This window comes from Bifidobacterium mizhiense (genome assembly GCF_020884755.1).
Lineage (GTDB): Bacteria > Actinomycetota > Actinomycetes > Actinomycetales > Bifidobacteriaceae > Bombiscardovia > Bombiscardovia mizhiensis.
In genome coordinates this window covers 227,098-252,485 of sequence record NZ_BPWE01000002.1, presented here as the reverse complement: position 1 = coordinate 252,485, position 25,388 = coordinate 227,098, and the positions used below count along the sequence as shown (strand labels likewise).

Genomic DNA, 25,388 nt, shown 5'->3' with positions numbered 1-25,388 from the left:
ACAAGATTGAGGCTGCTGGTCGGCGTTCCCGTGCGCACGGCATTATGCAAAGGAGAATGATGACGAAGATCGCGGTATTGGGAGCAGGCGCATGGGGAACCGCTTTTGCCCAGGTATTGGCTGACGCAGGCAATCAGGTGGTCATGTGGGACATCGACCCGGATGTCGTGGACGAAATCAACAGTCAGCATTCGAATGCTCGCCGCCTGCCGACCGTGAAGAGGTTGCCTGACGCCATCAGCGCTGAGGATGATCGGGCCAAGGCCGTTTCGGGGGCTAAAATTGTGGTCGTCGCCATAGCTGCTCAGCATGCCTGTGAGGCCTTGACGGAATTCAAGGGTCTGCTGGGTCATGATGCCATTGTGGTTTCCCTGATGAAGGGGATTGAACGGGGTACTGACAGGCGGATGGATCAGGTGGTCTGTCAGACGCTGGATCTGGACCCGGTCAGGTTTGCGGCCGTATCAGGCCCCAACCTGAGCAAGGAAGTGGCCGCCCGCGAGCCCAGCGCTACCGTGGTCGCCAGCGCTGATGCCGATGCTGCCATGAGAGTGGCCCGTGCCTGTACGACCGACTATTTCAAGGCCTTCATCTCGGACGATGTGATCGGTCTGGAAATGTGTGGGTCGCTGAAAAACGTGACTGCACTGGCTGTCGGGATGTCACGGGGGGCTGGATTCGGGGAGAATACGGCCGCCATGATTCAGGCCAGGGGTCTGGCTGAACTCACTGCCTTAGGGGAGGCCTGCGGGGCCAAGTCCAAGACCTTCGCCGGTCTTGCCGGGGTCGGTGACTTGGTGGCCACATGTGGGTCGTCCTTGAGCAGAAACTATACTTTTGGCTTTAATCTGGGTCAGGGCAAAAGCATTGAGGAGGCTACCCGCGTCAGCAAGGGTGTCGCCGAGGGCGTGCCCACCACCGATGCTGTCGTCGCCCTGGGCAGGCGTTACCAGGTGGCGACCCCGCTGGCTACGGCCATGAGCAATGTGCTGGGTCAGGGTCTGAGCTGCCGGGGCATGATCGACGAGCTCTTTGGCGGGCAGATCACCACAGAGTGAGTCTGGTGGCCATCAGAACATTCTGAAGGCTATCGAGGGTGCGAAGGCTTTGAAGCCGACGCTACCAGCATTGTGCTTGACGATATATGGTTTTCCGGATCAATCGCGTGTCTGACTTGTCCGGTGCTTGCGTCAGCTCGACTATGCCTGTTCGTGCCAAGCTTGTGGATGAGCGACCCTGACCAGGCCCCGTTGCCCGCCAAGGGGATATTCTGCTGTTTTGAGTGGTGTATCTGCCCGCGCAGATGCGTGAGGCTCGAATGCATGTCCAGGATGAGGAAAGCCGAGGGATGATGGTCAGAAAACGTGTTGTGGTGCTCTATGGCGGGCGTGCTGACGAACATTCCATATCCTGTGTGTCGGCGGCCGGTGTGCTCAGTGCCATCGATACCGACCGATACGAGCCCATTCCCATTGGCATCACCAAGGACGGCCGATGGACCATAGGTGGCCAGGATCCCAAGCAGTGGGGTCTGGGCGATGCCAGTCTGCCTACGGTGCAGATAACGGAAAGCAGCCGTCCGGTCATTCTCGACATGGCCCGCGGCAGGGATGGGTTTCTAATCGGCGATCATGACGACCTGGTCTCTGGAGCCCAACCTTCCCGGACAGTTGGGTCCCTGGAGCCTTTGGGGCATGTTGACGCGGTCTTTCCGGTGCTCCACGGCCCATACGGTGAGGACGGCACACTGCAGGGCCTGCTTGAAATGATGGGGCTGCCCTACGTCGGATGCGGGGTCTTCGCCTCTGCCGCATGCATGGACAAGCACTACACCAAAATTCTGCTCAGCCAAGCTGGCATACCTGTGGCTCCCGGCATCACCATTGACTCCCGTGAACAGCGATCCGGAGCCGACCTGCTGGCCGCTGTGGAGAAGGCGGAGCTGCATTACCCGCTTTTCGTCAAGCCTTCTCGCGCAGGATCCAGCTTTGGTGTGGTCAAGGTAGAAGAGCCTGAAGTCGAAGCCCTGGATGCTGCGGTTGCCGAGGCTGCAAGGCACGATTGGCGGGTCCTGATAGAGGAGGGGATCGAAGGGCGGGAGATCGAATGCGCCGTGCTCGCCTCAAGCAAGGACACAAAACCCCGTACAGCCTGGCCTGGCGAGGTGGTGCTGGACAAGACCGATCAGGACGAGGCCTTCTACGATTTCGACAGCAAGTATGTGGACTCCTCCGCCTCCCATGTGGAGGTCCCCGCGGATCTGCCAGAGGAGACTCTTCAGGAGGTTCGCGACCTGGCTGCCAAGGCCTTCAGAACCGTGGACGGTGCCGGTTTGAGCCGTGTTGACTGCTTCGTGACACCCGAGGGCAGGGTCATCGTCAACGAGATCAACACCATGCCTGGCTTCACGTCCATCTCCATGTATGCCAAGGCCTGGGAAGCAACTGGGATCACCTACACCGATCTGATCACCGATCTGATTGAGGGTATATCGGCCTAAAGTGGAGTTGTTCTCGGAGCATGCGGCATCTCCATAAGAGAAGAGACCACGCTTTTGTATTTCCCTGGCAGGATGAAAAGGCCATCTGGTTAGTGCTCAATGTCGTTTGCTTGGATTTCGGCTTCCTGAACCAGGTAGTCCTGGCCGGCCAGAGCGCGGGTGGCGGCATCCTGCATATCGGCGGCGATGACGCCCTGCTTAGCGAACATGACTACCTGGCCCTTGATGCCGTAAGGGGTGAAGCCCTGAAGCTGAACGATGGGTGGGTTGGCTGGCATGGCCATGCCCTTGGTTGCCTGGGCCACCACCTGTGCAATGGAATGGGAGGACCTGGCTATATCGGCATCCCCCCGCAGGGTGAAGGGAACCGTGGTAGCGGCCTCGCCGGCCTCGGTGATCTTCTCAAGCGCCGTGGTGTTGAGGATGGAGTTGGGGATCAGCAGCTGGTTGCCGGTCCTGTCGATGACGATGGTATGGCGCCAGGTCACATCACGGACCGTTCCGGTGGTGCCCTGGATGGTGATGATGTCTCCGGGTTGGACCACCTTGCTGACCATGAGTCCGAAGCCGCCGACGATATTGGCGATCGTGTCCTTCAATCCGAAGGAGAGCGCCAGGCCGCTGACGCCAAGGGCGGCGACCACTGTGGATGGATTGATTCCGAAGACGGGTTGCAGGACGGTGGCAGCAGCAAAGATCCAGATCAGGGCGCGGACGATGTTGACAAAGATGGAGGCACTGGGCAGGTTGGTCCGTTCCAGGGCACGTCGCATGGCCGCCGCTACAATCTTGGAAATCAATGCGGCGCAGACAGCCACGACGATCAGAAAGATGATCTTTCCGAAATTCTGGCGGAACCAGTAGATGACGGCATCGCTGAAGCTGGAGATGGCCTGTTCGGATCTTCCCATGGGATCCTTGTCCGGATTGACGCTTGTGCTGGCAAAGTTGACGGTCTGGTTCATCAGGCCTCGTCCTTTGACTCGCTGCCAGCATTGTTCGTTAGAGGCTTTTCCATCCACATGTGCGGGCATCCCTCGTCCTGGTCGTGAACGCCCATGTCCCTATAGCCTAGAGACCTATAGAAGCCCGCCACCCGCTCCTGGGCGTGAAGTGTGATCCGGTCGGCCCCGCGGCTCCGAGCGGTTTCCTCAGCCTTGGTTACCAAATTGGCGCCCAGGTGCTGGCCGCGGTAGGGCTTCAGAACCGCCAACCGGCCAAGGGTCCATGTCTCGCCACGGTCAGGGAAGATTCGGCATACCCCAACGGGTTTATTCCCGTCATAGGCCACGATATGGAGGCTGGCATCATCGGTTTGGTCGAATTCGTTGTGAAAGCCCTGCTCCTCTACGAATACGGCCTGACGGATGGCCTTGGCATCCCCGGGAATAGCCTCGCTCACCTCATACCGCATGTTTCCTCCTCGCCATGGTCCTCCGCTGCCTCCAATCTACCAAGCTTGATCCTTGGCGTGAACGGATGTCCGCAGCAGGATGACGAATGTACGTGTGGCTGCCGGCTGTCTGACCCAGACGATTACATGGGTGGGGAATATGCAAGCAGTGCAAACTTGTAGCAGTGACATTGAAGTGACGCGGGAACGATGGGATGGCCATGGATAAGGACTCAAAACTGACGGGTGCGACAGGCGGAGCCAGTAAAGGAAATCGGCGCTCGCAGAGGGAGCTGATGCTTGCTGGCGAGCTCTATGACGCCTCAGATCCTGAACTGGGTCAGTTGCGAGTCAAGGCCCACGAACTTTGCCGTCTTTTTAATGCGTCTTCTGAGCAGGAGCGGGACCTGCGCAGCAGGCTCTTGGACGAGCTGGTGCCCGAACATGGTCAGGACGTTGACTTTATGGGACCTATCTACTTCGACTATGGATGCTTTACTAAATTTGGTTCACGCATCTTCGCCAATTTCAACTTCACCGTTCTGGATACCTGCCCTGTGCAGATTGGCGACGATGTGATGATTGGCCCCAACGTCACCCTGGCCACCCCTCTGCATCCCCTGCGGTGGCAGGAGCGGAATCTGAGGCGCCATACGGATGGTTCCCTCTTCGACTACGAGTTGGGTGCTCCAATAACCATCGGATCCAACTGCTGGCTGGCATCAAACGTAACCGTGGCCGGGGGAGTGACCATCGGCGATGGTGCGGTTATCGGGGCTGGATCCGTAGTCACCCATGACATCGCACCTGACTCCCTGGCCGTGGGTGTGCCCTGCCGGGTAATTCGTACCATCACCGAGGCTGATCGGATGGAACTGTCAGAGGAGGGCTGAAAGCCTCCTGGTTTGGCGCAGCATCCATGCTGGCCAGCTGCCGGGCTATGGTCTGTGGGTCTCCGCCCGGGCAAGCGGCCTGAATGCGCCCGTCCTGGAGGAAGATGACCCGGTGGGCGCGGGCGGCGACGTTGGGGTCGTGAGTCACCATGAGGATGGTCTGGCCGCTGCGGACGGCTAGGTCGAAGAGGTCCATGACCTCCCGCGAGCTATGAGTGTCCAGGGCGCCGGTGGGTTCGTCGGCCATGATAATCTCCGGGCTGGCGGCCAGGGACCTAGCGATGGCCACGCGCTGCTGCTGGCCTCCGCTCATGTCAGCTGGATAGGTGCTGGCGTACCCCTCCAATCCGACGTTCGACAGGGCAGACAGTGCTGCTTGGGCGGAGATTTTCCTGCCGCCGAAAAGGCTAGACAACATGGTGTTCTGCAAACAGGTGAAGGCGTTGACCAGGTTGTAGTCCTGGAAAACGAAGCCGATGTGGTCGCGCCGGAGCCTGGTTAGCTCTTTCTCTTTCATCCGGGTCAGATCCTCCCCGGCGATGGCTACTCTACCCTGTCTGACCTGGAGCAGTCCCGCGGCGCAATAGAGGAGGGTCGATTTGCCGGCGCCCGAAGGACCCATGATGGCCGTCCAGGTTCCCGCCTGACATTCCAGACTGATCTCGTCCAGCACCCGGGCGCCCTGCTTCTGTCGCGTTCCGTAGTCGTAGCAGATCTTGTCCAGAATGAGCGGTTGTGCGTATGGATCCTTGATCGCCCGATGCTGCATCGTTGCCTTCCTTTCAGTCGTCATCTGCCTGGTTCCTACCTCTATAAGACCATGGCCAGAGCTCCTGTCAGGGTGTTTTCAGGGTCGAATCGGGGACGATTCAGGGTTGTGGTCTGCAGGATTCGCATTCCCTCCTGAAGGGTATGTATCGTGAACATAGAGGGGACGTATTGCTTGCCGGAGGGGGGCTGATAGGGATTCAGCGACCACCTGCTTCCTTGGAATTGCAAGGATGCAACCGTCGGTTGACAGAAAATATTGGTGTCTTTGTCGGGTGCAACCCAAAGCTGGTGGCGGTCGGAGCCCTGCACGTTTCATCATGGTCTCGTTGCTGGTTGAATCGGCAATCTGCCGATCTGGAGAAAGAACACTATGAGTTTCAGAACCAATGTGCAATATCTGCGTTCGCAGCGCAACATGACTCAGGAGCAGCTGGCCATGCTGGTGGGGGTATCCCGTCAGGCGGTGTCCAAGTGGGAGTCGGACAAGGCATATCCTGAGATGGACAAGCTCCTGGCCATCTGTGACCTCTTCGGCTGCACTCTTGATGACCTGGTTCTAGGCGATGTTCGGCATCCGGGTTCCGGGCAGCGTGCGTCCAAGCCTGACCATCAGGATGCCGCGCAGACGACTTCGACAACGCACACGACTATACCTGTTCAGTCTGCTGCGGAAGACGTGACCGGATACGCCTCCTTCAGCAATGCCTACAGCCTGCGGATGGCTTTCGGCATCGCCCTTATCATGCTGGGACTGGCTTTCAGTGGTCTCTTCGCCGCAGTCAGTCAGCCGACCGACGCACAGAATGGTCTGGCCTTCCTTGCTCTGATGATCGGCATCGTCCTGGGCCTGGCCTGTTTGATACCGGCGGTTTCCGCCAGAAGGGATTTTCGCCGCCGACATCCCTATGTAGCGGATTTCTATACCGATGAGGAGCGCTCGCGGGTTTATCGGCAGACTACTTGGGAGCTGGTCTGCGGTCTGGCTGTCGTGCTCTTGGATGTGGGGATCAACTCTGCTGGATTCCTGATCTGGGGCTGGTCCGATCAGGTCAGGGGGTTCGTTTTCTTCCTTCTCCTGGCTCTGGGGGTCTTTCTGCTGGTCCATGCGGGAACAAGCCATAGGATGATGAACCTCCGGGCCTACAACAGGCAGATTGATTCCGTCGAGGACGGTCGCTGGGATACCTACCGGTATGAGCACCGGATAAGCAATGCCATCAGCGGAACCATCATGGGTCTTTGTACGCTGGTGGCCCTGACCATGCTCTTCTCGGGCAATTATGACAACCTCTTCGGGTGGCGCATCCCATTCTGGGCCATTTGGATCATCGGCGGGGTGTTCTGCGGAGTGCTCCAATCACTGATTGGCATCTTCCGCAAGCCTCCTCGTGCTTGAGACCGCTGATTTGCCTTACTTGACGGAATGTAGTAGTCTAACAAAGTTGTGTGTTCATCCGTAGCCTTGCGTTGCGGGCAAGGACACCTGGGACGACTTGGAAAACAACGTAAAGGAAGTCATCATGGCAGCTCGTTGCGCGGTGTGCGGCAAGGGCCCGCAGATCGGTTACAGTGTTTCTCATTCGCATATCCGGAACAAGCGCATCTTCCGCCCCAACCTGCAGTCGGTGCACACCACCGTTGATGGTCAGAATGTGCGTCTGCGCGTCTGCGTCAAGTGCCTCAAGGCCGGCAAGGTGCAGCGCATCGCCGCCTGAGTGCGGTTTGTCGGTCGTATATGGACCCCCGGGGGCATAAGCTCCGGGGGTTCTTGTCATCCTGAGGGATGATGGTCGGCGCTTACGGGAGGTGATCGGGTATGTCGGCAGTGGCTCGTGTTGGTCTGCACAGTACCGTGGCCTCGCTGGTGGCCAACAGGCGTCGGGTGAGCGCCCTCAAGGCTCTGGGTGTGGTCACGGTGGGGGACGCGCTGACCTACTATCCTTTCCGCATCACTGATCCCATGCAGGTCACCACTATTGCCGGCATTCGGCTGGGTGAGCCCTGTGCATTCGCAGCCCGGGTCGAGCAGGTGCGTCTGGTGCCACTGAGCGGGCACCGGGGTTTTCGGCTGGACGTGATGGTGGACGATGCAGCCTTCGTCGGTAGTCAAGGCGGCACTCCACTGGCGGTCAGGCTGGTTTTCTTCTCTCACAAGAAGCCCTATATGGACTGGATGGTCCGTCGGCTGCAGGTAGGGGCGGATCTGGTCGTGGCCGGTGAGCCCGGCATCTACATGGACCAGCTCCAGTTCACCCATCCGGAGACCCTGGTTGTTGCCGATGCCGATCGAGAAGTTATGGCGGACGCTTCTCGACCCGATGTAGCCAGCCTTGACGAGGCCTTGGAACGTGTCCGTCGCCCGCGGCCGGTCTATCATGCCAGCTCCCGAATCTCCTCGGACCATATTCACGATGTCATTCTGGGTTTTCTGCGTCTGCTGGCGCAGGCCGATGGGGTCGAAGAGGAGCAGCCCAGTGCCGAGGTCCGCATTGATCCGGAAGCGCTGGGCCGAGCCATACCTGATGTGCTGCCCGAGCAGGTCCGTGTCGACCAAAGGCTGATGCATCGTGCCCGTGCCCTCTTGGGCATGCATGCGCCCGAAAGCCCTGAGGACTTCGCTGCGGCGCGCAAGACCCTGCGCTACGAGGAGGCTTTCGTCTCGCAGACGGCACTCCTGCAGACCCGTCGCCAGACCCAGCAGCAGCCTACTTATCCATGTGCGAATTCGGGCGCCGACCATCCAGACTCCCTGCCTGCCCGTTTCATCGACTCCCTGCCGTTCCAGCTAACCGATGGCCAGCGTCAGGTCATCAATGATATCGGTGTTGACATGGCCAAGGATCAGCCCATGCAGCGACTTCTGCAGGGCGAGGTCGGCTCTGGCAAGACCGTAGTGGCCCTGGCAGCCATGCTCCAGGCGGTCCAGGCCGGTCATCAGGCCGTCCTGGTGGCTCCGACCCAGGTGTTGGCCGAGCAGCACTATGCCTCCATCGGCGGCATGCTCAAGGCCATGGACACCGATGTTACCGCCACTGCCGTAGAAGGCCGCCATAAGCCTGTGGACAACGTCACCATGATCCGCATGACGGATCAGCTGGTTCTGCCTCTGGTGTTGCTGACCGGTGGCATGAGATTGGCCCAGCGCCGCTCTGCCCTGGCTGTCTCGGCCTCGGGCCGTCCCTGCATCGTCATCGCCACCCACGCGGCCTTCTCCAAGACCTTCCAGGCTCCCAATCTGGCCCTGACCGTCATCGACGAGCAGCATCGTTTCGGGGTTGAGCAGCGCGAGGAGCTGCGTCGCAAATCCGATCGCGTTCCCCACCTGTTGATCATGACTGCCACGCCCATCCCGCGCACGGCTGCTATGACCTGGTTCGGTGATCTGGACATCTCCGCCCTGACCGAGCTGCCCAGCAACCGCAAACCAGTCCGTACCCACGTCATCGCCGAGTCTGACGGAGCGACCATGGGTGCTATGTTCCTGCACCTGCGTCGACGAATCGAGGCTGGGGAGCGGGCCTATGTCATCTGTGCCCGCATCGACGATGAGGACGACCCGTCGGTCTCCTCAGACCGCTCCGGCCAATCCAGTGCGTCTGACTCCCAACCTGAACTGCTGGTTGAGGAAGGCCAAGGTGATGGCCAGCGTCCGCCTCTGCACTCGGTGGCCGAAATGAGTCAGCGACTGGCTGCTCTGCCGCAATTCCAAGGCATTGCCATGGCCACGCTGACTGGTCGGGATGACGACGCCACAAAGAATGCTGTTATGGCGGATTTCGCTTCGGGCCGCACGCCCCTGCTGGTAGCCACCACTGTGGTGGAGGTGGGGGTGGATGTGCCCCAAGCCTCCTGCATTGTCATCTTTGATGCCGATCGGTTCGGGCTCTCCCAGCTTCATCAGCTGCGTGGCAGGGTGGGACGCGGCGGCACCGACTCTTGGGCCTTCATGATCTCGCGTGCCCCTGCGGATTCTCTAGCTACCGAGCGGCTTGAGGTCATTCGTGACACCACTGACGGGGCCAAAATCGCCGAGGAGGATATCCGCATCAGAGGAGCCGGCGACGTGTTGGGTGATGCCCAGTCCGGTGGCCATTCTTCTCTGAAGCTTCTGCGAGTCGTCACCGACGCGCCCATGATCGCCCGCGCCCGAACCCAGGCAGGCCAACTCCTGGAATCCGACCCCGCTCTGGCCGGGCAGCCCGAGCTGGCTGGCGCCGTTCTGGACTTCATGAGGGGCAACGAAGGCTTCCTGGTCTCAAGCTGAAAGGACAACAGACCATATGCACATCATTGCCGGCCGCTTCAAGGGATTCCCCATTCCCGCAGCCCTCAAGGGCACCCGGCCCACCACCGATCGCACCAAGGAGGCCATTTTCTCCCATCTGGAGTCCGAAGACCTGTTGTCCGGCGCTCGGGTCTTGGACCTGTTCGCCGGCACAGGGGCTTTGGGATTTGAAGCCCTCTCCCGCGGTGCACAGAGCCTGGTGTCTGTGGAGTCTTCTGGTCGTGTCGCCGGACTTTTGTCACGTTCGGCCGCAGGGTTGCGCCATCATCCGGCCTGGGATCAAACCATGGATATTCGCGTCAGTAGAAACCGTGCCGAGCGCTTTGTTCGTCCCCTCTCCTCTGGTCATGAGGATGCCAGTCTGTCCGAAGCATGCTTCGACCTGGTCTTCATGGACCCGCCTTATGACCTGTCGACGGAGGACTGCCAAAGCATTATGACCGGTCTGACTACCCAAGGAATGGTGGACGATGGAGGCATGATCGTTCTGGAGCGATCGACACGCACACCGCCGCCCGCGGCTCCTGAAGGATGGGCCATCGACCAGGCTCGTACCTATGGGGAAACTGCAGTCTATTATCTGACAGCCCGCTGATTAGTCCTGTAATTGAAAGGTTGATCAATTTAACGACAGATCAGTCTGATGGTTGGTCCAGAGGTCTCGGGTGGGTTTTCCGTGTATCCCAGCCCAGGTCCTCCAAGAGATGGCGGTCATGCTTATCGAGGGTTGAGCAGTCCAATCGGGCAATCAGGTCGGGACGGATCCGACTGGTTCGCCTGATGGCCTCGTCGCGCCGGAATCTGTCCACCTTTCCGTGGTCGCCGCTGGTCAGTATCTCGGGAACGGCCATGCCACGCCAGGTGGTGGGACGTGTGTACTGGCGATATTCCAGCAGCGGCTCATCCCCGGTGTAGGACTCTTGCACGATGGATTCAGGATTGCCCATGAAGCCGGGCAGGAGTCGGGTGATCGCCTCCAGCATGACCGAGACGGCCACCTCGCCTCCATTGAGCACGTAGTCGCCGATGGAGTACTCTCGGACATCGACCCCTTTGCTTCGGTAGTAGTCGGGGATGCGTGCGTCGTAGCCCTCGTAGCGGCCGCAGCCGAATACCAACCTCTTCGCCTGTGACAGCTCGGTCGCATCGGCCTGGGTGAACAGGGGCGCGGATGGGTTAGGGAAGATCAGGACTGGTTCGGTCACGCCGGCCTCGTGGCTGTCTGCAGATGAATCTGCCTCGGATGCTATGCCGTCGCTTGTGTCGCTGGAACTCTTCATTGCTTCTTTGTGTTCTATAACATCAGCGGGGTCGGCTGTCTGGTCCGTAGACGGTTGTTGCTGAGTCGATCCGTCTGGCATGTCCAGCAGGTCGTCCAGGCACTGGCCCCAGACTTCGGGTTTCATCACCATGCCTGCTCCGCCACCTACCGGCGTATCGTCTACGGAGTGATGCACGTCATGGGTCCAGTCGCGCAGATTGTGGGCGCGTATGGTCACCAGGCCTTTCTCCTGGGCCTTGCCTAGCAGGCTGAGTCCAGTTACGTCAAAGTACTCGGGGAAGACGGAGACGATATCGATTTGCATGTCACCAACTTTACCGAAACTGGTTTAGGTTCGGAGTGGACACGGATTGGTGCGTCTGCGGGTGCTACACTGGCTGGGTCTTCAAAAGTTGTGGAGGCGAACCGGCTCGTCGTAGCATGCGGTTGTCAGCCCGGCGCCACCTTGGAAGATGTCATCAACGCAGCCAGAGAGCTATAACCGTTGCGCAAACAGCAATGAGAGCGGCATCGGACGATGTCATGCCGTACGGATCCGTGGTGATGGCTATGCGAACAGTCTGATATGTGAGGAGCGGACGGTCCATGGTCGACCATGTTGATAAGAGAACAAAACTGCTGATTACCGGCACTGCCGGGCTCGCCTTCTGCGGGGTTCTTTTGGAGACCTCGCTGAATGTCACTTTTCCAGAGATGACCCGGTACTTCAACACCGGGCTGGGCACGGTCCAATGGCTGACCACCGGCTATCTGCTGGTGGTAGCCCTGACGGTTCTGGCCGCCGCTTGGCTGGAGCATTCATTCACGACCCGTATATTGATTCTGGCCAGCGTGGGAATATTCCTGGGCAGTGACCTGATGTGCATCCTTGCTCCGTGCTTTCCTGTCCTTATGGCGGGACGTCTCTTGCAGGGCATCAGCACTGGTATCGCCCTTCCTTTAGTGTTCTCTCTGATTATGAGGAAGGTCCCTCTTCACATTCAGGGTCGCTACGTGGGCAGCGCCGGCATGGCGGTGGCTCTGGCGCCCTCCCTGGGGCCGACCTTTGGCGGGGCCGTTATCCAAGCCTTATCCTGGCGAGCAATCTTTTTGATCGTGTTGCCCATAGAGCTGGTTTTTGGGGTCATAGCACTCATCTCAGTAGACAGGGAGAGCGCCCATGTCGGACCCTTTGCCTGGCTCCAGTTCCTTCTTCTGGGTATTTTCCTGACTGGACTGACCCTGGGGCTGAGCACCCTGGATGTGCACGGTCCTATTACCTGGCTGTCTCTGTTCATCGGTGTTCTGGCCCTGGTTGCAGGGATCTGGGCCCTTACGCATCAGCGCACCAGGCTGATCAACATCGTGGTCTTCCGGAACCGTACCTTCACCCTTGCCCTGATCCTCTACTTCCTGGTCCAGTTCGTTCAGATTGGCCTGACATTTGTCCTGCCCAACATGGCCCAGTCCGTGCTGGGAGAGACCTCCACTGTGGCCGGCCTGCTTCTGCTGCCGGGGAGCCTGCTCTCGGCCCTCTGCCAGCCCATCACGGGCGGCTATTTGGATGGCCATGGTCTGCGCGGACTGCTCGCTGTGGGAAGCACTGCCTTCTTCTTCTCGGCCTTAGGTTTCCTGGTCCTCAGCCGGCACTTATCCGTCCCCCTGATGGTTCTTCTCTACGCCTGTTACATGGTCGGTCAGGCTTGCGTCTTCAACAATCTGCTCACGGTCGGACTGCAGCATATCCCAGCCAAACTGGTGCCTGACGGCAACGCGCTCTTCAACACCCTTCAGCAGTATTCAGGCGCCGCCTCGACCGGCGTTCTGGCCGCTATCATCACGGGCATGCCCAAGGCCAGAGGGATTCATGCCGGCGCTCAGGCCTTCCAGTTCGGGGCCGTTTGGGCTTTCGTTTTCGTCTTGCTCATCGTCCTGGTCATCCTCTTGGTGGCCTGGTTCCTAGAGCGTAGCCTGGCCCGTCAGGATAAGGGTGGGGTTCAGGTTGTATGACCTCTGATTCCTTCTGGAAGGCCAATGGTGTTAATTCAGCAATGAGATACCGACCCAGACGGCCCAGCCTAGTGCAAGGACCAGGTAGGGCCACCAGTGCATGCGGGTGATGGCTACGAACTCCCGGATGAAAGCAGTCGGCCAGTAGTAGCCCTTGGTGTGTGAGCCGATCCCGTCGGCATTCAGTCCCACCTTGCTGGCGTATTCGCTGGCCCGGAAGACGTGGTAGTCGCTGGTGACCAGGGCCACCCGGTAATGCTCAGGCCCGGTGCCCATCTCGTAGCGGTTATCCAGGATCTGCTTGGAGTAGCGCAGGTTCTCCAGGGTTGTGGTCGACCTGTCCTCCATGATGATAGCCTCGGCTGGCACCCCACACGAGTTGCGCAAATACTGAGCCATGGCCCTTGCCTCGCTGATGACCTCATCGGGGCCTTGCCCGCCGGAGACCACGAAGCGCCCCAGGCGTCCCTGCCGCTTCCAGAGGTCCACAGCCTTGTCCAGCCGTCCCCGGAGCAGAGGCGTGGGTTCTTCGCCGCGCAGACCTGCTCCGTGGATGATGATGTAGTCGTAGCGACGCTTGCGGGGCAGCAGCCTGTAAAAGCTGGAATAGAGCAGCAGAGCCAGGAAGGAGAAGAAGAACCAGGTGGCTTCCAGATCGATCAGCCCAGCCAGCTTCAGTAGCCATGAGGGGGCGCCAAACCCAGCCAGGAGGGGCGAAAGAAACATGTAGGCCACCACGGCCAGTGCAAGCAGTCCCGGCAACAGGGTGGTCAGGGAGATCCCCTCGTGTCGGATGACGATGACCGTGTTGGCCAGCAGGAAGCAGATCACCAGGAGGGGAGAGGCAATGAGCAGGATGACCAGGGGCAGGATCAGCCAGCGCATCCCGAACTGCAGAAGAAGCGCTCCGCCCAGGGTCAGGAGCAGGAGCAGGAACCAGATGGCATTGCGGAACTGTCGTGGCTCCTTGTGCAGGTCCCAGAGGAAGAGCAAGCCGAAGATGATGGCGGGTGCATAGAGCAGGAGGAGCTGCAAGTAGTTGGTCATGCCGTGATTTCCCTTCCCGAGGACGAACTGGCAGGGTTGTATTCCACTGTAGCGAATGGATGAGTCGCCGCTCGTCCTTGACATGCCACCGCTTCCCAGCCTGCCGTGGTAGCATATATGTGGTAAATCTCACACGTTCAAAAGCTGAGGGTGGGCGATTCCCGACGGTGCGAATTCCAGGTCGAGACCATGATAATGATGGGTCCTTTCAGGATTGCACATCGGTGTCCCCATGGGCGTGGTTGGTCGCAAGGCAGCGATGCGTTGGAAGGATCAGGGGTTCAAGTGATGTTGGGTTTCTCCGCGATCCGGAGTTGGTTCGGACCTGGCGTGCAAGGTTGTAGAGAGGTGCGGTAATGAAAGTAGTAATATTCTCCACCTGCGTGGTGGACCTCATGTTTCCGAACGTGGGGAAGGCCATGGTGGAGGTGCTGGAACGGTTCGGCTGTGACACCTACCTTCCCAAGCAGCAGATCTGCTGCGCCCAGCCCACTTTCAACAGCGGGTATGTCAAGGAGAGCATGCAGGTCATGCGCAACGAGGTCGATGCCCTGCTGAGCGTGGATGCCGACTACATCGTGGGTCCGGCGGGCTCCTGCGTGAATATGCTCAAGGAGCTGCCCTTCCATCTCAAGAACGACCCGGTCTATGCCGCCAAGGCTCAGACCATGGCTGACAAGACCTATGAGTTTTCGCAGTTCCTCTATCGTGTGCTGGGTGTGCTGGACGCGGGCGCCGAACTCAACGCCGTGGCCACCTACCACCGTTCCTGCCACATGACACGGCTGCTGGGGGAGCGGACCAGCCCATTTGTTCTGCTTGACCACGTCAAGGGTCTGACCATGGTTCCCCTGCCGCATATCGAGAACTGCTGCGGGTTCGGCGGTATGTTCTCCATGAAGGAGCCTGAGATCTCCAAGCAGATGGTGGACGAGAAAGTCAATGACGTGCTCAGCACCAAGGCCAGTGTCCTCATCTCCTGCGATCCAGGCTGCCTGATGAACATCGGCGGCCGTTTCAACCGGCGCGGCGAGAAGATCACCATCATGCATCTGGCTGAGGTGCTCAATCACAACGTGGACATGAGCCGCGTCAAGTATGTGGAAGGCCGCTCTGCTGGCGATGGGGCTGTGGGTTCCGTCAGGGCTGCCAAGGAAGAGGGGGCTCTGGTATGAGCAGCATGGTCAATGGCAAGAAGGCCGCGCAATATCTGCGGACCAGCAAGGCTCCCTTCCTGACCAGGGTCAAAGAGTCCGAGCAGGATCAATTCGCCCAACAGGCCGTGGCCAAGGCCCAGGATGCCCAGTGGGTCAAGCGTGAGGCTGCCCGCCAGGAACTGGGCAACTGGGAGCAGTGGCGCGACCTGGGCGAGCAGATTCGCCAGCACGTCATCCGCTACCTGCCTGACTACCTGGAGGAGTTTGCCGACAACGTGGAGAAGCGCGGCGGCCACGTCTTCTTCGCCCAGACCGACGATGAGGCTGCCCAGTACATCAAGCAGATCGCCATCGAAAAGAAGGCCAAGCACGTCGTCAAGAGCAAGTCCATGGTGACCAGTGAGATCAACCTGGATCCTACGCTGATGACGGTGCCCGGCCTGGAGGTTCTGGAGACCGACCTGGCCGAGTTCATCCTGGAAGAGGACGACTGGGATCAGCCCACCCATCTGGTCTTCCCCGCCCTGCATAAGAACCGCGAGCAGGTTCGGCAGGTTTTCGAGAAGAAGCTGGGTTACAAGGGCGACAACGACCCTCAGCACATGGCTCGCTTCTCGCGTAAGGTTCTGCGCAAGCACTTCCTCGAAGCCGACATGGGCATCACTGGCTGCAACTTCGCTGTGGCTGACACGGGCATGATCAACCTGGTGACCAACGAGGGCAACGCCGACCTGGCCATGTGCATTCCCAAGACCCAGGTGGTGGTCATGGGCATGGAGCGTCTGGTGCCGACCATGAAAGAGGCCGAGACCATGGATAACATGCTGGCCCGGTCCGCTGTCGGCCAGAAGCTGACCTCCTATCTGACCTACACCGCACCACGTACCGGCCAGGAGTCGGACGGACCGGACGATGTCTATGTGGTCATTCTGGACAACGGGCGCTCCAACGCTCTGGGAACGGTTTTCGAGCCTATTCTTCAGTGCATCCGTTGCGCTTCCTGCCTGAACGTCTGCCCCATCTACCGGCACATCGGCGGTCACGGCTACGGATCCATCTATCCCGGTCCTGTGGGTTCGGTGCTTTCGCCGGTGCTGGACGGAGGCTACGACGACTTCGGGGACCTGCCCTACGCCTGCAGCCTGTGCGCAGCATGCACGGCCACCTGCCCGGTCAAGATCCCCCTGCATCAGCTCATGATCGAGCACAGGCGGATCATGATGGATGATCAGTCCCAGGCCAATCTGATCGACGACACGGTCATGAGGGTCATGGGCCTGGGCACCGGCCATTCCTCGCTCTTCCGCACCGCCCTAGGGGTGGATCACACCATGCTGACGCCCATATCCAAGAAGCAGCCGGAGACAGCCAAGAACCTCTTCGCCAGTGATCGGCACGTGGAATGGATGCCCTTCGTCTTCGGCGGATGGACCAAGGTTCGTGATCTGCCGGATCCGCCCAAGCACGGGCAGAACTTCCGCAGTTGGTTCGCTCATCACAAGAAGGAGCAGCAGGCATGACCGATCGTGAGGTATTCCTGGATTACCTGGCCAAGAAGAGCGGACGGCCCCGCCACCAGCTCAAGGATCATCCTCTGGTGCCGGTCAACGATCTGCCGGAGACCACCCTGTCTGGCCACACCCAGGATGAGCTGCTGGAGATCGCCCGGAAGAGCAGCGAGGCTGTCCATGTGGACTTCCGCACCTGCACCAAGGCTGGCCTGCCCACTGCTCTGGATGAGTTCATCGATTCACGCAAGGATGACAGTGACCATGTGATGCTGCCCACCTCCGACCTGTTCGCAGACTTCGGACTGGAGGAGTGGAGGGACGGCCTGAACCCGCCCGCTACTTTTTGGAAGCCGGGAGCCAGCCGCGAAGAGAACATCAAGACCGCCGACGAGTCCGGTACGGCCATCGCCTTTGCGGACTTCCTGTTGGCCGAGTCCGGCACCATCACCGTGGCTACCACCCCGGGTCAGGGTCGTGCCTTCCACTTCCTGCCGGTGCACTATCTGAGCATCATCCGCAAGTCCAAGATCCTGCCCCGAACCCGGCAGGCCATGGACTACTATGATCCGGCCCTGGTCTCGGGCGAGCTCAAGACCTCTAACATCAACTTCATCACCGGCCCCTCCAACACGGGCGACATCGAGATGGTGATCGTGGTGGGCGTACATGGCCCCCTGGATATGACATATCTGGTGGTTGAAGACATGTAGCTCAATAAGATTTCCTGCTTAGGCAGGCGCATTCCCGTAAGTGGGGAGTCAGCGGCTCGAAAAGGGGCGCTGACTCCCCACTTACGGTTTTGTTGAAAGATGGACTCAGCCCAGACCGGGCAGAAGTCCTCCAGGCGGATCGATGGCCACGTACCCATTTTCAATGTCGACTTGGGGCACCAGGGCTTCGACAAAGGGTATCAGCCCTTCCGCGTCGTCGTCGTTTTCTTCGGTAGTCATGCGGATCTGCAGCTGCTGCTGGGCTACACCGTCTAGCACGTCGCTGACTTGGCCGACTACTCGTCCGGCAGGCTCACCCAGTGAGTTGCCTGGGGCCATGCGAACCTCGAGTCCGATCAGATCCTCGGGGTACCAGGCATCCTCCTGTGCCAGCTCCTCGGCTGGATCAGCCTGGACATACAGTTCGATGCCGTTCAGTGCTTCGGAGGCGTTCCTGTCTTCCACCCCTTTGAAGAGGACGATCCAACGCTGTTTGAAGCGGCGGGAGGAGGCTACCGTGAAAACCTGTCCGTCCTTGGTTTGTAACTGGGAACCTGGGGCGAATCGCCGCTCAGGCTCGTCGGTGTAAGCATATACGTTGACCTCGCCCTTGAGTCCCTGGGCGCGGCCGATACGGCAGACCCTCAGCAACCTTGGCTGCTGAGGGTCCGGACCCTGCGGGTCGTGATTGGTGGACCGGCTGGGGCTCACCGGCGCACATCCATGATGTCGACGCGCACCTTGTGGTCGGCCAGCGCCTGGATCACGGTGCGGATGGCGTTGGCGGTCCTGCCGCCCCTGCCAATCACACGGCCGATATCCTCGGGGTTGACCCGTACCCTCAACAGCTCTCCGCGAGAGTTCTCGTGGGACTTGACCGACACGTCATCGGGAAAGTCCACGATGTTCCTGATCAGGTGCTCAACGGCCTGTGCAAGCATGTTAGCCGGTCCTTCCAATCTTTGATGAATGTGCCTTACTCAGCTGCCTGCTCGGCCTGGGCGGCATCTGCCGACTCATCGGCCTTGGGGGCTTCCTTCTCCGCCTGGGCCTTGGCCTTGGCATCAGCCTCGGACTTGGCTGCCTTGAGCTTCTGGGCCTCGTTCTGTGCCTGCTCGATGCGAGCCTGGGCGTCGACCTCGGCCTGCGGCACCTTAAGGGTGCCCTCCTTGCCGGGCAGATCCTTGAACTTCTGCCAGTCGCCGGTGATCTTCAGAAGGTTGAAGACAGGGTCGCTGGGCTGAGCGCCCACACCCAGCCAGTACTGGGCGCGCTCGGAGTCGATCTTGATTGAAGAGGGCTGGGTGTTGGGATCGTAGGTGCCGATCTCCTCAATGACCTTGCCATCGCGCTTCTTGCGGGAATCGACCACGACCACGCGGTAGAAGGGGTAGAACTTCTTGCCCATTCTCTTCAGACGAATTCTGGTTGCCAAAACGGCTCTCCTTGGTACTTGGTGTGCCCGGCGGCGTCTCCATGTGGGGCATGGTGGCGCTCCTGGCGTGTTCCTCACGGCCGTCGGAATGAGAGGGCTCCTCCGGACATGAATAACAGCAAAAGTATACCTCAACCGAGGGATATGGCAGGTGGTAAGCCTGTACGGTGTCTAGAGCCGACGCTGTAGAGTCAATTGTGCTACCAGAGCTCGGTGGTCGCTGCCTGGAATGCGGAGGGCACGCATGGATTGCGGGACCAGGTCGCCGTCCGTCAGAATATGGTCGATTTCGATCAACGGAGGGAGCGCGCTAGCTGAGGGAAAAGTCGGATGGCTACCGGCTTTCAAGTGCAAAGAAGCGTCATGCAGCCCGGATTTGGCCAGCATGGCGCGGAAGGTCGGATGCTGCAGGGTGGCGTTGCAATCGCCCATGACGATGGTTGGTACGGGCGGCTGGGTCAGTTTGGTCAGCGCAGCGATACCTATGCCCCACTGTCTGGCACCTCGTTGGGGTGATTTGGGATGGACGCTGGCCACTCGAATCGGCCCACAGCTGGTCTTGAGCTCGACCAGGGGTATTGCAGCTGCCGGAAGGTTCACGGCCGATGGCGAAGCTTTGACGGGTTGGTTGGCCGAGAAAATAACGTTGTGGCCACCGTTGTCTTCAGGGTTTGCAACCCCTTGCGTCAGATAGGGCAGGAGCTGATTTAGGCCTGCATCCTGGAGCGATTCCAGCAGTCTTCCCTCTACCTCCTGCAGGGCGAGCACTTCAATTCCATAGGCCTGCACGCAACGCACGACTTCTTCAGGATCGGCTCGGCCGAAGCGGCAGTTCAAAGTCATGACACTCAGTCCATGGTCGGAAGATGGATGGCTGGTCCGGTCTGCTGGAGGCAGCCGGTAGCCCAGTCGCTGGCAGCTGACCAGGATAAGTTCTACCAACGCCAACAGGCATTGAGGCCAGGCGCGTGTGAAGACCGTCCATATCAGTATGGCCAGCAGGGGAACGGCCAACAGGTCGATCAGAGCGATCAGCTCCACCAGAGGACGGTGCCAGTCGGCTCCGGCCGGCAGGAAGCGCAGGGCCATCCACAAAGCGATGAGTCCCAAGAGAATCCAGAGAAGGGTGTTCACGTGCCATTGTCTCCTGCAGGAGGGAGGCGGTTAGCGGCCGCCGAAGAGGCCGCCTAGTCCACCGCCAAGGTTGGGGGGCAGATCCGGCAGGCCTTCAGGCATCTGCGGAGTCTCAGGGCGCTTGGCGAAGGCCGAGCCGCCGGAGGATTTGCCCTTGCCGGACAGGCGCTCGCGTAACGCCTTCTCTTCGGCCTCCCGCTTCATGGGATTGCCTGAACGGGAACCCTTGCGGCCTTTCTTACCTTTTTTGCCCTTCTTGCCGCCGCCAGCGCCCATGCCGCCCATGCCTGGGATCGAGCGGCTGCCATTGGTCATGCGTTTCATCATCTTGGCCGCTTGCTCGAACCGCTGCAGCAGGCCGTTGACAGCCGAGACCGTAGTGCCGGCGCCATAGGCGATTCGGGCCCGTCGTGAGCCGTCGATGATGCTGGGGTCGCGTCGTTCCTGAGGAGTCATCGACTGGATGATGGCCTGGGTTCGATCCACTTCCTTCTCATCGAACTGTTCAAGCTCCTTGCGGTGCTGGGCCATGCCCGGGATCATGCCCAGGATGCTCTTGAAGGAGCCCAGCTTGCGGACCTGCTGGAGCTGCTCCAGAAAGTCGTCCAGGCCGAAGCTGCCTTCAGACATCTTCCCGGCGGCCTTACGGGCTTCCTCCTCGTCGAACTGGCGCTGTGCCTGCTCGATCAGGGTCAGGATGTCGCCCATATCCAGAATGCGGGAGGCCATGCGGTCAGGGTGGAAGACCTCGAAGTCCTTGAGGCCCTCGCCGTTGGAGTCGAAGAGGATGGGCTTGCCGGTCACCGAGGCCACCGACAGGGCTGCGCCGCCACGGGCATCGCCGTCCAGCTTGGACAGGACCACGCCGGTGAAGTCCACGCCCTGGTCGAAGGCCTTGGCTGTGGCGACCGCGTCCTGGCCGATCATGGCATCGATGACGAAGAGGATCTCGTCGGGGTGAACGGCATCGCGGATATTGCGTGCCTGCTCCATCAGCTCCTGATCCACGCCCAGCCGGCCGGCCGTATCAATAATGACCACGTCGTAGAGCTTGTCCTTGGCCACTCTGATCGAATCGGCAGCCACCTTGACCGGATCGCCTGTGACCTGTCCGGGAGCCGCCAGCTCGGATCCGCTGGTCTGCACGCCCGGCTCGGGGGCGTAGACCGGTACTTCTGCGCGTTCACCGACAACCTGGAGCTGGGTGACCGCATTGGGCCGCTGCAGGTCGGCCGCCACCAGCAGGGGGGTGTGACCGGCATCCTTGAGCCAGTAGCCCAGCTTGCCGGCCAACGTGGTCTTGCCGGCACCCTGCAGGCCAGCCAGCATGATGACTGTGGGCGGGTTCTTGGCGAAATTGAGTGGTCGATCCACTCCCGCGCCCAGGATGTCAGTCAGTTCGTCGTAAACGATGGAGACCACCTGCTGGGCCGGGTTCAGAGCCTTGGAGACCTCCTCGCCCAGGGCACGTTCCCGGATGCGTCCGGTAAAGGATCGCACCACGTCCAGGGAGACATCGGCATCCAGGAGGGCGCGGCGGATCTCGCGGATTGTGCCATCGATATCGGCCTCGGTCAGCTTCCCCTTGGAACGCAGATGGGTGAAGGCCTGGGAGAGCCGATCGGTCAAAGATGAAAATGCTGCCATAATGCCCCAAGTCTACCTGTCAGCCGGGAGATTGGCCGATTGTTCCGTAAGGCCCGTGCCCAGAGCCGACCAAACAAACATAGGCAGTTCAGAAGAATTCGATATTGCTGGGCTAACAGTTGTAGTGCTTTTACCCTTGAGAAGTTCGGGAACATTGATTGAACATCAGTATATGGATCATGACGAGGGGAGCTAGAGGATCTGAGTAGCTACACAAAAGAAAGACATGAGTCCACTTTGTGTCTTCTTGACATGATCCCCGGCTGGCTTCTATACTGAGTCGAAACGATTCGACATCTTGAGTGCATCGACGGAGATGGTTTGAGCCCTGCAATACACCCGAAGTCGAAACCTTTCGACATATTGAATCGCTATAGATGGATGCAAGGATGCAAGGAAGTTAGGAGCCATCATGAAGATCAGAAGAGGGATCGGGGCGGCCCTGGCCCTGGCCATGTCGATCCTGCCGCTGGCGGCCTGCGGATCGGGGGGTGATGCTCCCCAGGAAGCCCACCCGTCCAGCATCAAGATCTGGTACTACGAGGAGCCCAGCAGCGGTCAGGCCCGGGGTTGGCTGAAGGCTGCTGATATATTTACTCGACAGACTGGCATCAAGGTGGATTTCGAGGTTAAGTCTTTCACTCAGATCGCCCAGAATGGCAGCCAATTCCTCAACTCGGACGACGCCCCGGATGTCATGGAGTCCAATCGCGGCAACGGTTCGGCCGGGGTCCTGTCCACCCTGCAGCTGCTGACCGACCTGAAGCCCTATGTGCAGAAGTACGGCTGGGACAAGAAGGTGCGTGGCCAGGCAGCAGCAGTGGGCAAGTACGACAAGCGTGGCGTCATGGACGGGAACACTTGGTACGGGGTTTCCTCCTACGCGGAGATGCAGCGGGTCTACTACAACAAGGACCTCTTTGCCAAGTACAAGATCCCCATCCCGCAAACCTTTGACCAGTTCGTGGCTGCCCTCAAGGCCTTCAAGAGCCACGGGGTCACGCCCATAGCGGCCGATGCCCAGGAGTACGGGGTGCTTTGGCTCTGGTGGCAGCTGGCCATGACCAAGGCCGATGCCCAATTCGTTGACGACTGGCAGCTCTACAAGCATCCGGTCAATTGGCGCAGCAAGCCGCTGACCTTCGCCACGAATACCATCCGCGACTGGATCGACAAGGGATACATCTCCAAAAACGCCACCGGTATGAAGGCCGAGGACACGACCACGGCATTCATCAAGGGGACCTATCCCATCTACCAGACCGGCACCTGGAACCAGACCCGCTTCATGGAGCAGGTGAAGGCCTTCGACTGGACGGCATCCATCTTCCCAGGGGCCAAGATGGTCGAGGGCTGCGCGGGCAACCTGCTGGTCATTCCGCAGAAGTCACGGCACAAGGATGCCGCAGCCCGCTATATCAACGTGGTCCTGTCCAAAGAGGTTCAGAACTACATCGGCAACAAGGGCGGCGTGCCAGTGGCGGCCGATACGGATGCCATCACCAACCCCAAGAGTCGTGATCTGGTCAATGAATACACCAAAGCCTCGGACGCCAGCCGGATGAGCTACTATCCCGACTACCCTGCGCCCAACCTGACCGACGCCATGCCGGCTGCCTTCCAAGAGCTGGTCAACGGCACCAAGAGCCCCGACCAGGTTCTGGACACTCTGCATAAGAACTACGACGACGGTGTCGCCCAGCTCGATCTGGATGACGACTGAGCTGCGTCAATCCGCCAAGGAGAGTAGAAGCATGTCTGACACACATAGCAGGAAGAAGGCGCAGTCCCGTATCCCGGGCAGTGCGCCCTCGCGGTTCGTCCCTTATCTGATTCCCGGTCTGATAGGCATCGTGGCCATCGTCATCGTGCCCATCTTTTGGAACATCTACTTGAGCTTCACCCGTTGGAGGGGGGTGGGACCGACCAAATGGGTTGGTCTGCGTAACTGGCGACGGCTCATGGGCGACTCGACCTTCTGGGTCTCCTTCGGGCACACCCTCTGGATCATTGTGGCCATCGTCATCATTCCCACCGTCCTGGGGCTGCTGATCTCCTCGGCCTTGACCGACGTGATCCAGAAGAAGTTCGGCCCCCACACCTCCTCGACCCTGCGGGCCCTCTACTACCTTCCCCAGGTTCTGCCTGTGGCCGTGGCCACCATCATCATGGGCTGGATCTTCCGGCCTGAAGACGGTGCGGTCAACGACCTGCTGACCAAGATCGGCCTGGGCGGATTGGCCCATAACTGGCTGGGTTCGACCACCACGGCCCTGCCCATTCTCATGGTCATCCTGATCTGGATCCAGCTGGGCTATCCCATCGTCATCTTCATGTCCGGACTGCAGCGGGTAGACCCTGAACTCTACGAGGCGGCCAGCCTGGACGGGGCCAACTGGTGGCAGAAGTTCCGTGTCATCACCCTCCCCTCCATCATTCCGGAGCTGCTAGTGGTCATTCTCACCTCCACCATCGGTGCCCTGAAGACCTTCGCCCCGGTCTATCTGTTGACCAAGGGCGGGCCCGGCACCTCCACCATGGTTCCCTCCTACTACTCCTACAACCAATTCTTCCAGGTGCAGCAGGTGGGCTACGGCGCCGCCATCTCGACATCCCTGACCGTGGTCATCGTCATCTTCTCCATCGTCTTCACCATCGTGCAAAAGCGCGTGCAAAAGAGCATCGCCTGAGGAAGGCTAGGAAGCACATCATGAATAATCAAGCCACACTGCAAGCCGACGCCCGGGTGTCCTCCCGGCACGCCCATAAAATCCGCACCTGGGGGGACTGGGCCGGTCTGATCCTGCTGATCGCGGGAGCCGTAATCATGCTCTTCCCCCTGCTGATTCTGGTCCTGAACGCCTTCAAGACCACGGCTGACTACAACGCCACAGGCCCCCTCTCCGTGCCCGCCCACTTCAGCATGGACGGCATCATCTCCTTCTGGAACAAGAGCAATTTCCCGCTCAAGCTGGGCAACTCTCTGCTGATCTCCCTGGTGGTCGCCGTGGTCGGGGTCCTGCTTTCGGTCCTCAACTCCTTCGCCTTGGGCATCGGCAGAGTCAAGGGCAACACGGTCATCCTCCTGTTCATCATGCTGGCCAACATGGTCCCCCAGGAGGCCCTGCTCTACCCGCTCTACGTCATGTTCAAGTGGATGGGCTTCTATAACTCCCAGTGGTCCATCATCATCATCTTCACCATCATCCAGAGTGCCTACGGTACTTATCTGCTTTCCTCGGTCTACGGGACCTTCCCCCAGGCCATCCTGGAGGCGGCCACTGTCGACGGGGCCTCGCGCTGGCAGATTCTGCGCAAGATCGTGCTGCCGGTGTCCTGGTCGACCATCAGCGTCCTCTTCGTCTTCTTCTTCATCTGGACCTGGAACGAATACATGATCCCCATGGCCTTCCTGATGAGCGAGAAGACGCAGACCATTCCGCTGGCCTTGGCGACCATGCAGGGGCAGCACACCATGGCTGCTACCGACCTGGCTTCTGCCTCCCTGCTCAGCATTATTCCCACCATCATCTTCTTCATCTTCTTCCAGCGGAAGCTTTCGCAGGGGATAGTGGCTGGCGCTGTCAAGTAAACCGCCGTTGACAAGTACACTGAACATGGCCGCCTGCTGCAA

24 protein-coding genes are annotated in these 25,388 nt (G+C 59.8%); 14 read left to right on the top strand and 10 right to left on the bottom strand.

What is annotated here, in order from left to right; translation table 11 throughout:
• Positions 1-59 precede the first annotated feature (59 nt).
• Positions 60-1,058, top strand: a complete 999-nt coding sequence (locus tag LPC22_RS04540) for an NAD(P)H-dependent glycerol-3-phosphate dehydrogenase (RefSeq protein WP_229132710.1) — start codon at positions 60-62, stop codon at positions 1,056-1,058.
• Positions 1,059-1,351: 293 nt separating this feature from the next.
• A complete protein-coding gene (locus tag LPC22_RS04535) occupies positions 1,352-2,500 on the top strand; it encodes a D-alanine--D-alanine ligase family protein (protein ID WP_229132837.1) in 1,149 nt (382 codons plus the stop codon).
• Between the two features lie 89 nt (positions 2,501-2,589).
• Here LPC22_RS04535 and LPC22_RS04530 read toward each other — a convergent pair whose 3' ends face one another.
• Together LPC22_RS04530 and LPC22_RS04525 are read right to left on the bottom strand one after the other, a co-directional pair.
• A complete protein-coding gene (locus LPC22_RS04530; protein WP_229132708.1) occupies positions 2,590-3,465 on the bottom strand; it encodes a mechanosensitive ion channel family protein in 876 nt (291 codons plus the stop codon).
• Entirely contained in the window at positions 3,465-3,914 is a 450-nt protein-coding gene (locus LPC22_RS04525; RefSeq protein ID WP_229132706.1) for a GNAT family N-acetyltransferase, read from the bottom strand. The genes LPC22_RS04530 and LPC22_RS04525 overlap by 1 nt, the downstream gene beginning before the upstream one ends.
• Positions 3,915-4,114: 200 nt before the next feature.
• On the opposite strand from LPC22_RS04525, the gene LPC22_RS04520 reads away from it, so the two are divergent.
• Positions 4,115-4,786: a sugar O-acetyltransferase gene (locus LPC22_RS04520; RefSeq protein WP_284143462.1), complete on the top strand. Its 672-nt coding sequence runs from the start codon at positions 4,115-4,117 to the stop codon at positions 4,784-4,786.
• Here the strand turns inward: LPC22_RS04520 and LPC22_RS04515 are convergent.
• A complete protein-coding gene (locus LPC22_RS04515) occupies positions 4,746-5,555 on the bottom strand; it encodes an ABC transporter ATP-binding protein (RefSeq protein WP_229132691.1) in 810 nt (269 codons plus the stop codon). The genes LPC22_RS04520 and LPC22_RS04515 overlap by 41 nt on opposite strands.
• A gap of 372 nt (positions 5,556-5,927) precedes the next feature.
• Here LPC22_RS04515 and LPC22_RS04510 point away from each other — a divergent pair, with 372 nt between their 5' ends.
• The 4 genes from LPC22_RS04510 (at position 5,928) to rsmD (ending at position 10,437) form a co-directional block, all read left to right on the top strand.
• Positions 5,928-6,953, top strand: coding sequence for a helix-turn-helix transcriptional regulator (locus tag LPC22_RS04510; protein WP_024627618.1), 1,026 nt, complete (start codon positions 5,928-5,930; stop codon positions 6,951-6,953).
• Positions 6,954-7,077: 124 nt separating this feature from the next.
• Positions 7,078-7,272: a 50S ribosomal protein L28 gene (gene rpmB / locus LPC22_RS04505; protein WP_229132690.1), complete on the top strand. Its 195-nt coding sequence runs from the start codon at positions 7,078-7,080 to the stop codon at positions 7,270-7,272.
• Between the two features lie 101 nt (positions 7,273-7,373).
• Positions 7,374-9,821 (top strand): ATP-dependent DNA helicase RecG, encoded by a 2,448-nt coding sequence (locus LPC22_RS04500; protein ID WP_229132688.1) that lies wholly within the window; start codon positions 7,374-7,376, stop codon positions 9,819-9,821.
• A gap of 16 nt (positions 9,822-9,837) precedes the next feature.
• A complete protein-coding gene (gene rsmD / locus LPC22_RS04495) occupies positions 9,838-10,437 on the top strand; it encodes a 16S rRNA (guanine(966)-N(2))-methyltransferase RsmD (protein WP_229132686.1) in 600 nt (199 codons plus the stop codon).
• 40 nt (positions 10,438-10,477) lie between these two features.
• On the opposite strand, the gene trmD is transcribed toward rsmD, so the two are convergent.
• Positions 10,478-11,428 carry a tRNA (guanosine(37)-N1)-methyltransferase TrmD gene (trmD, locus tag LPC22_RS04490; RefSeq protein ID WP_229132684.1) on the bottom strand — a complete coding sequence of 317 codons (951 nt, stop codon included), beginning with the start codon at positions 11,426-11,428 and terminating at the stop codon, positions 10,478-10,480.
• Between the two features lie 281 nt (positions 11,429-11,709).
• On the opposite strand from trmD, the gene LPC22_RS04485 reads away from it, so the two are divergent.
• Positions 11,710-13,113 (top strand): MFS transporter, encoded by a 1,404-nt coding sequence (locus tag LPC22_RS04485; protein ID WP_229132682.1) that lies wholly within the window; start codon positions 11,710-11,712, stop codon positions 13,111-13,113.
• A 30-nt stretch (positions 13,114-13,143) separates the two neighbouring features.
• Here the strand turns inward: LPC22_RS04485 and LPC22_RS04480 are convergent, their stop codons facing one another.
• On the bottom strand, positions 13,144-14,160 hold the full coding sequence (locus LPC22_RS04480) for a YdcF family protein (RefSeq protein WP_229132679.1): 1,017 nt from the start codon (positions 14,158-14,160) through the stop codon (positions 13,144-13,146).
• 356 nt (positions 14,161-14,516) lie between these two features.
• Between LPC22_RS04480 and LPC22_RS04475 the strand changes: the two genes are divergently transcribed.
• Genes LPC22_RS04475 through LPC22_RS04465 form a run of 3 tightly spaced genes read left to right on the top strand, consistent with a single transcriptional unit; the run spans position 14,517 to position 17,538 of the window.
• Complete coding sequence (locus tag LPC22_RS04475) at positions 14,517-15,335, top strand: (Fe-S)-binding protein (RefSeq protein ID WP_229132677.1); 819 nt, start codon at positions 14,517-14,519, stop codon at positions 15,333-15,335.
• Positions 15,332-16,837, top strand: a complete 1,506-nt coding sequence (locus tag LPC22_RS04470) for a LutB/LldF family L-lactate oxidation iron-sulfur protein (RefSeq protein ID WP_229132675.1) — start codon at positions 15,332-15,334, stop codon at positions 16,835-16,837. Before LPC22_RS04475 ends, LPC22_RS04470 begins: the two co-directional genes overlap by 4 nt.
• Entirely contained in the window at positions 16,834-17,538 is a 705-nt protein-coding gene (locus LPC22_RS04465) for a LutC/YkgG family protein (RefSeq protein WP_024627630.1), read from the top strand. Before LPC22_RS04470 ends, LPC22_RS04465 begins: the two co-directional genes overlap by 4 nt.
• Positions 17,539-17,643: 105 nt before the next feature.
• Here the strand turns inward: LPC22_RS04465 and rimM are convergent, their stop codons facing one another.
• The 5 genes from rimM to ffh form a co-directional block, all read right to left on the bottom strand.
• A complete protein-coding gene (rimM, locus tag LPC22_RS04460) occupies positions 17,644-18,249 on the bottom strand; it encodes a ribosome maturation factor RimM (protein WP_229132673.1) in 606 nt (201 codons plus the stop codon).
• Positions 18,246-18,479, bottom strand: coding sequence for an RNA-binding protein (locus tag LPC22_RS04455; protein ID WP_015021362.1), 234 nt, complete (start codon positions 18,477-18,479; stop codon positions 18,246-18,248). The genes rimM and LPC22_RS04455 overlap by 4 nt, the downstream gene beginning before the upstream one ends.
• Before the next feature lie 35 nt (positions 18,480-18,514).
• Positions 18,515-18,973, bottom strand: a complete 459-nt coding sequence (gene rpsP / locus LPC22_RS04450) for a 30S ribosomal protein S16 (RefSeq protein WP_046322448.1) — start codon at positions 18,971-18,973, stop codon at positions 18,515-18,517.
• Between the two features lie 171 nt (positions 18,974-19,144).
• Positions 19,145-20,107: an endonuclease/exonuclease/phosphatase family protein gene (locus LPC22_RS04445; protein ID WP_229132671.1), complete on the bottom strand. Its 963-nt coding sequence runs from the start codon at positions 20,105-20,107 to the stop codon at positions 19,145-19,147.
• A 30-nt stretch (positions 20,108-20,137) separates the two neighbouring features.
• Positions 20,138-21,754: a signal recognition particle protein gene (gene ffh / locus LPC22_RS04440; RefSeq protein WP_029676245.1), complete on the bottom strand. Its 1,617-nt coding sequence runs from the start codon at positions 21,752-21,754 to the stop codon at positions 20,138-20,140.
• 412 nt (positions 21,755-22,166) lie between these two features.
• Here ffh and LPC22_RS04435 point away from each other — a divergent pair, with 412 nt between their 5' ends.
• Genes LPC22_RS04435 through LPC22_RS04425 form a run of 3 tightly spaced genes read left to right on the top strand, consistent with a single transcriptional unit; the run spans position 22,167 to position 25,346 of the window.
• Complete coding sequence (locus tag LPC22_RS04435; protein WP_229132663.1) at positions 22,167-23,477, top strand: ABC transporter substrate-binding protein; 1,311 nt, start codon at positions 22,167-22,169, stop codon at positions 23,475-23,477.
• Positions 23,478-23,508: 31 nt separating this feature from the next.
• Positions 23,509-24,444 carry a carbohydrate ABC transporter permease gene (locus LPC22_RS04430; protein WP_024627639.1) on the top strand — a complete coding sequence of 312 codons (936 nt, stop codon included), beginning with the start codon at positions 23,509-23,511 and terminating at the stop codon, positions 24,442-24,444.
• Between the two features lie 20 nt (positions 24,445-24,464).
• On the top strand, positions 24,465-25,346 hold the full coding sequence (locus LPC22_RS04425; protein ID WP_024627640.1) for a carbohydrate ABC transporter permease: 882 nt from the start codon (positions 24,465-24,467) through the stop codon (positions 25,344-25,346).
• Positions 25,347-25,388 lie beyond the last annotated feature (42 nt).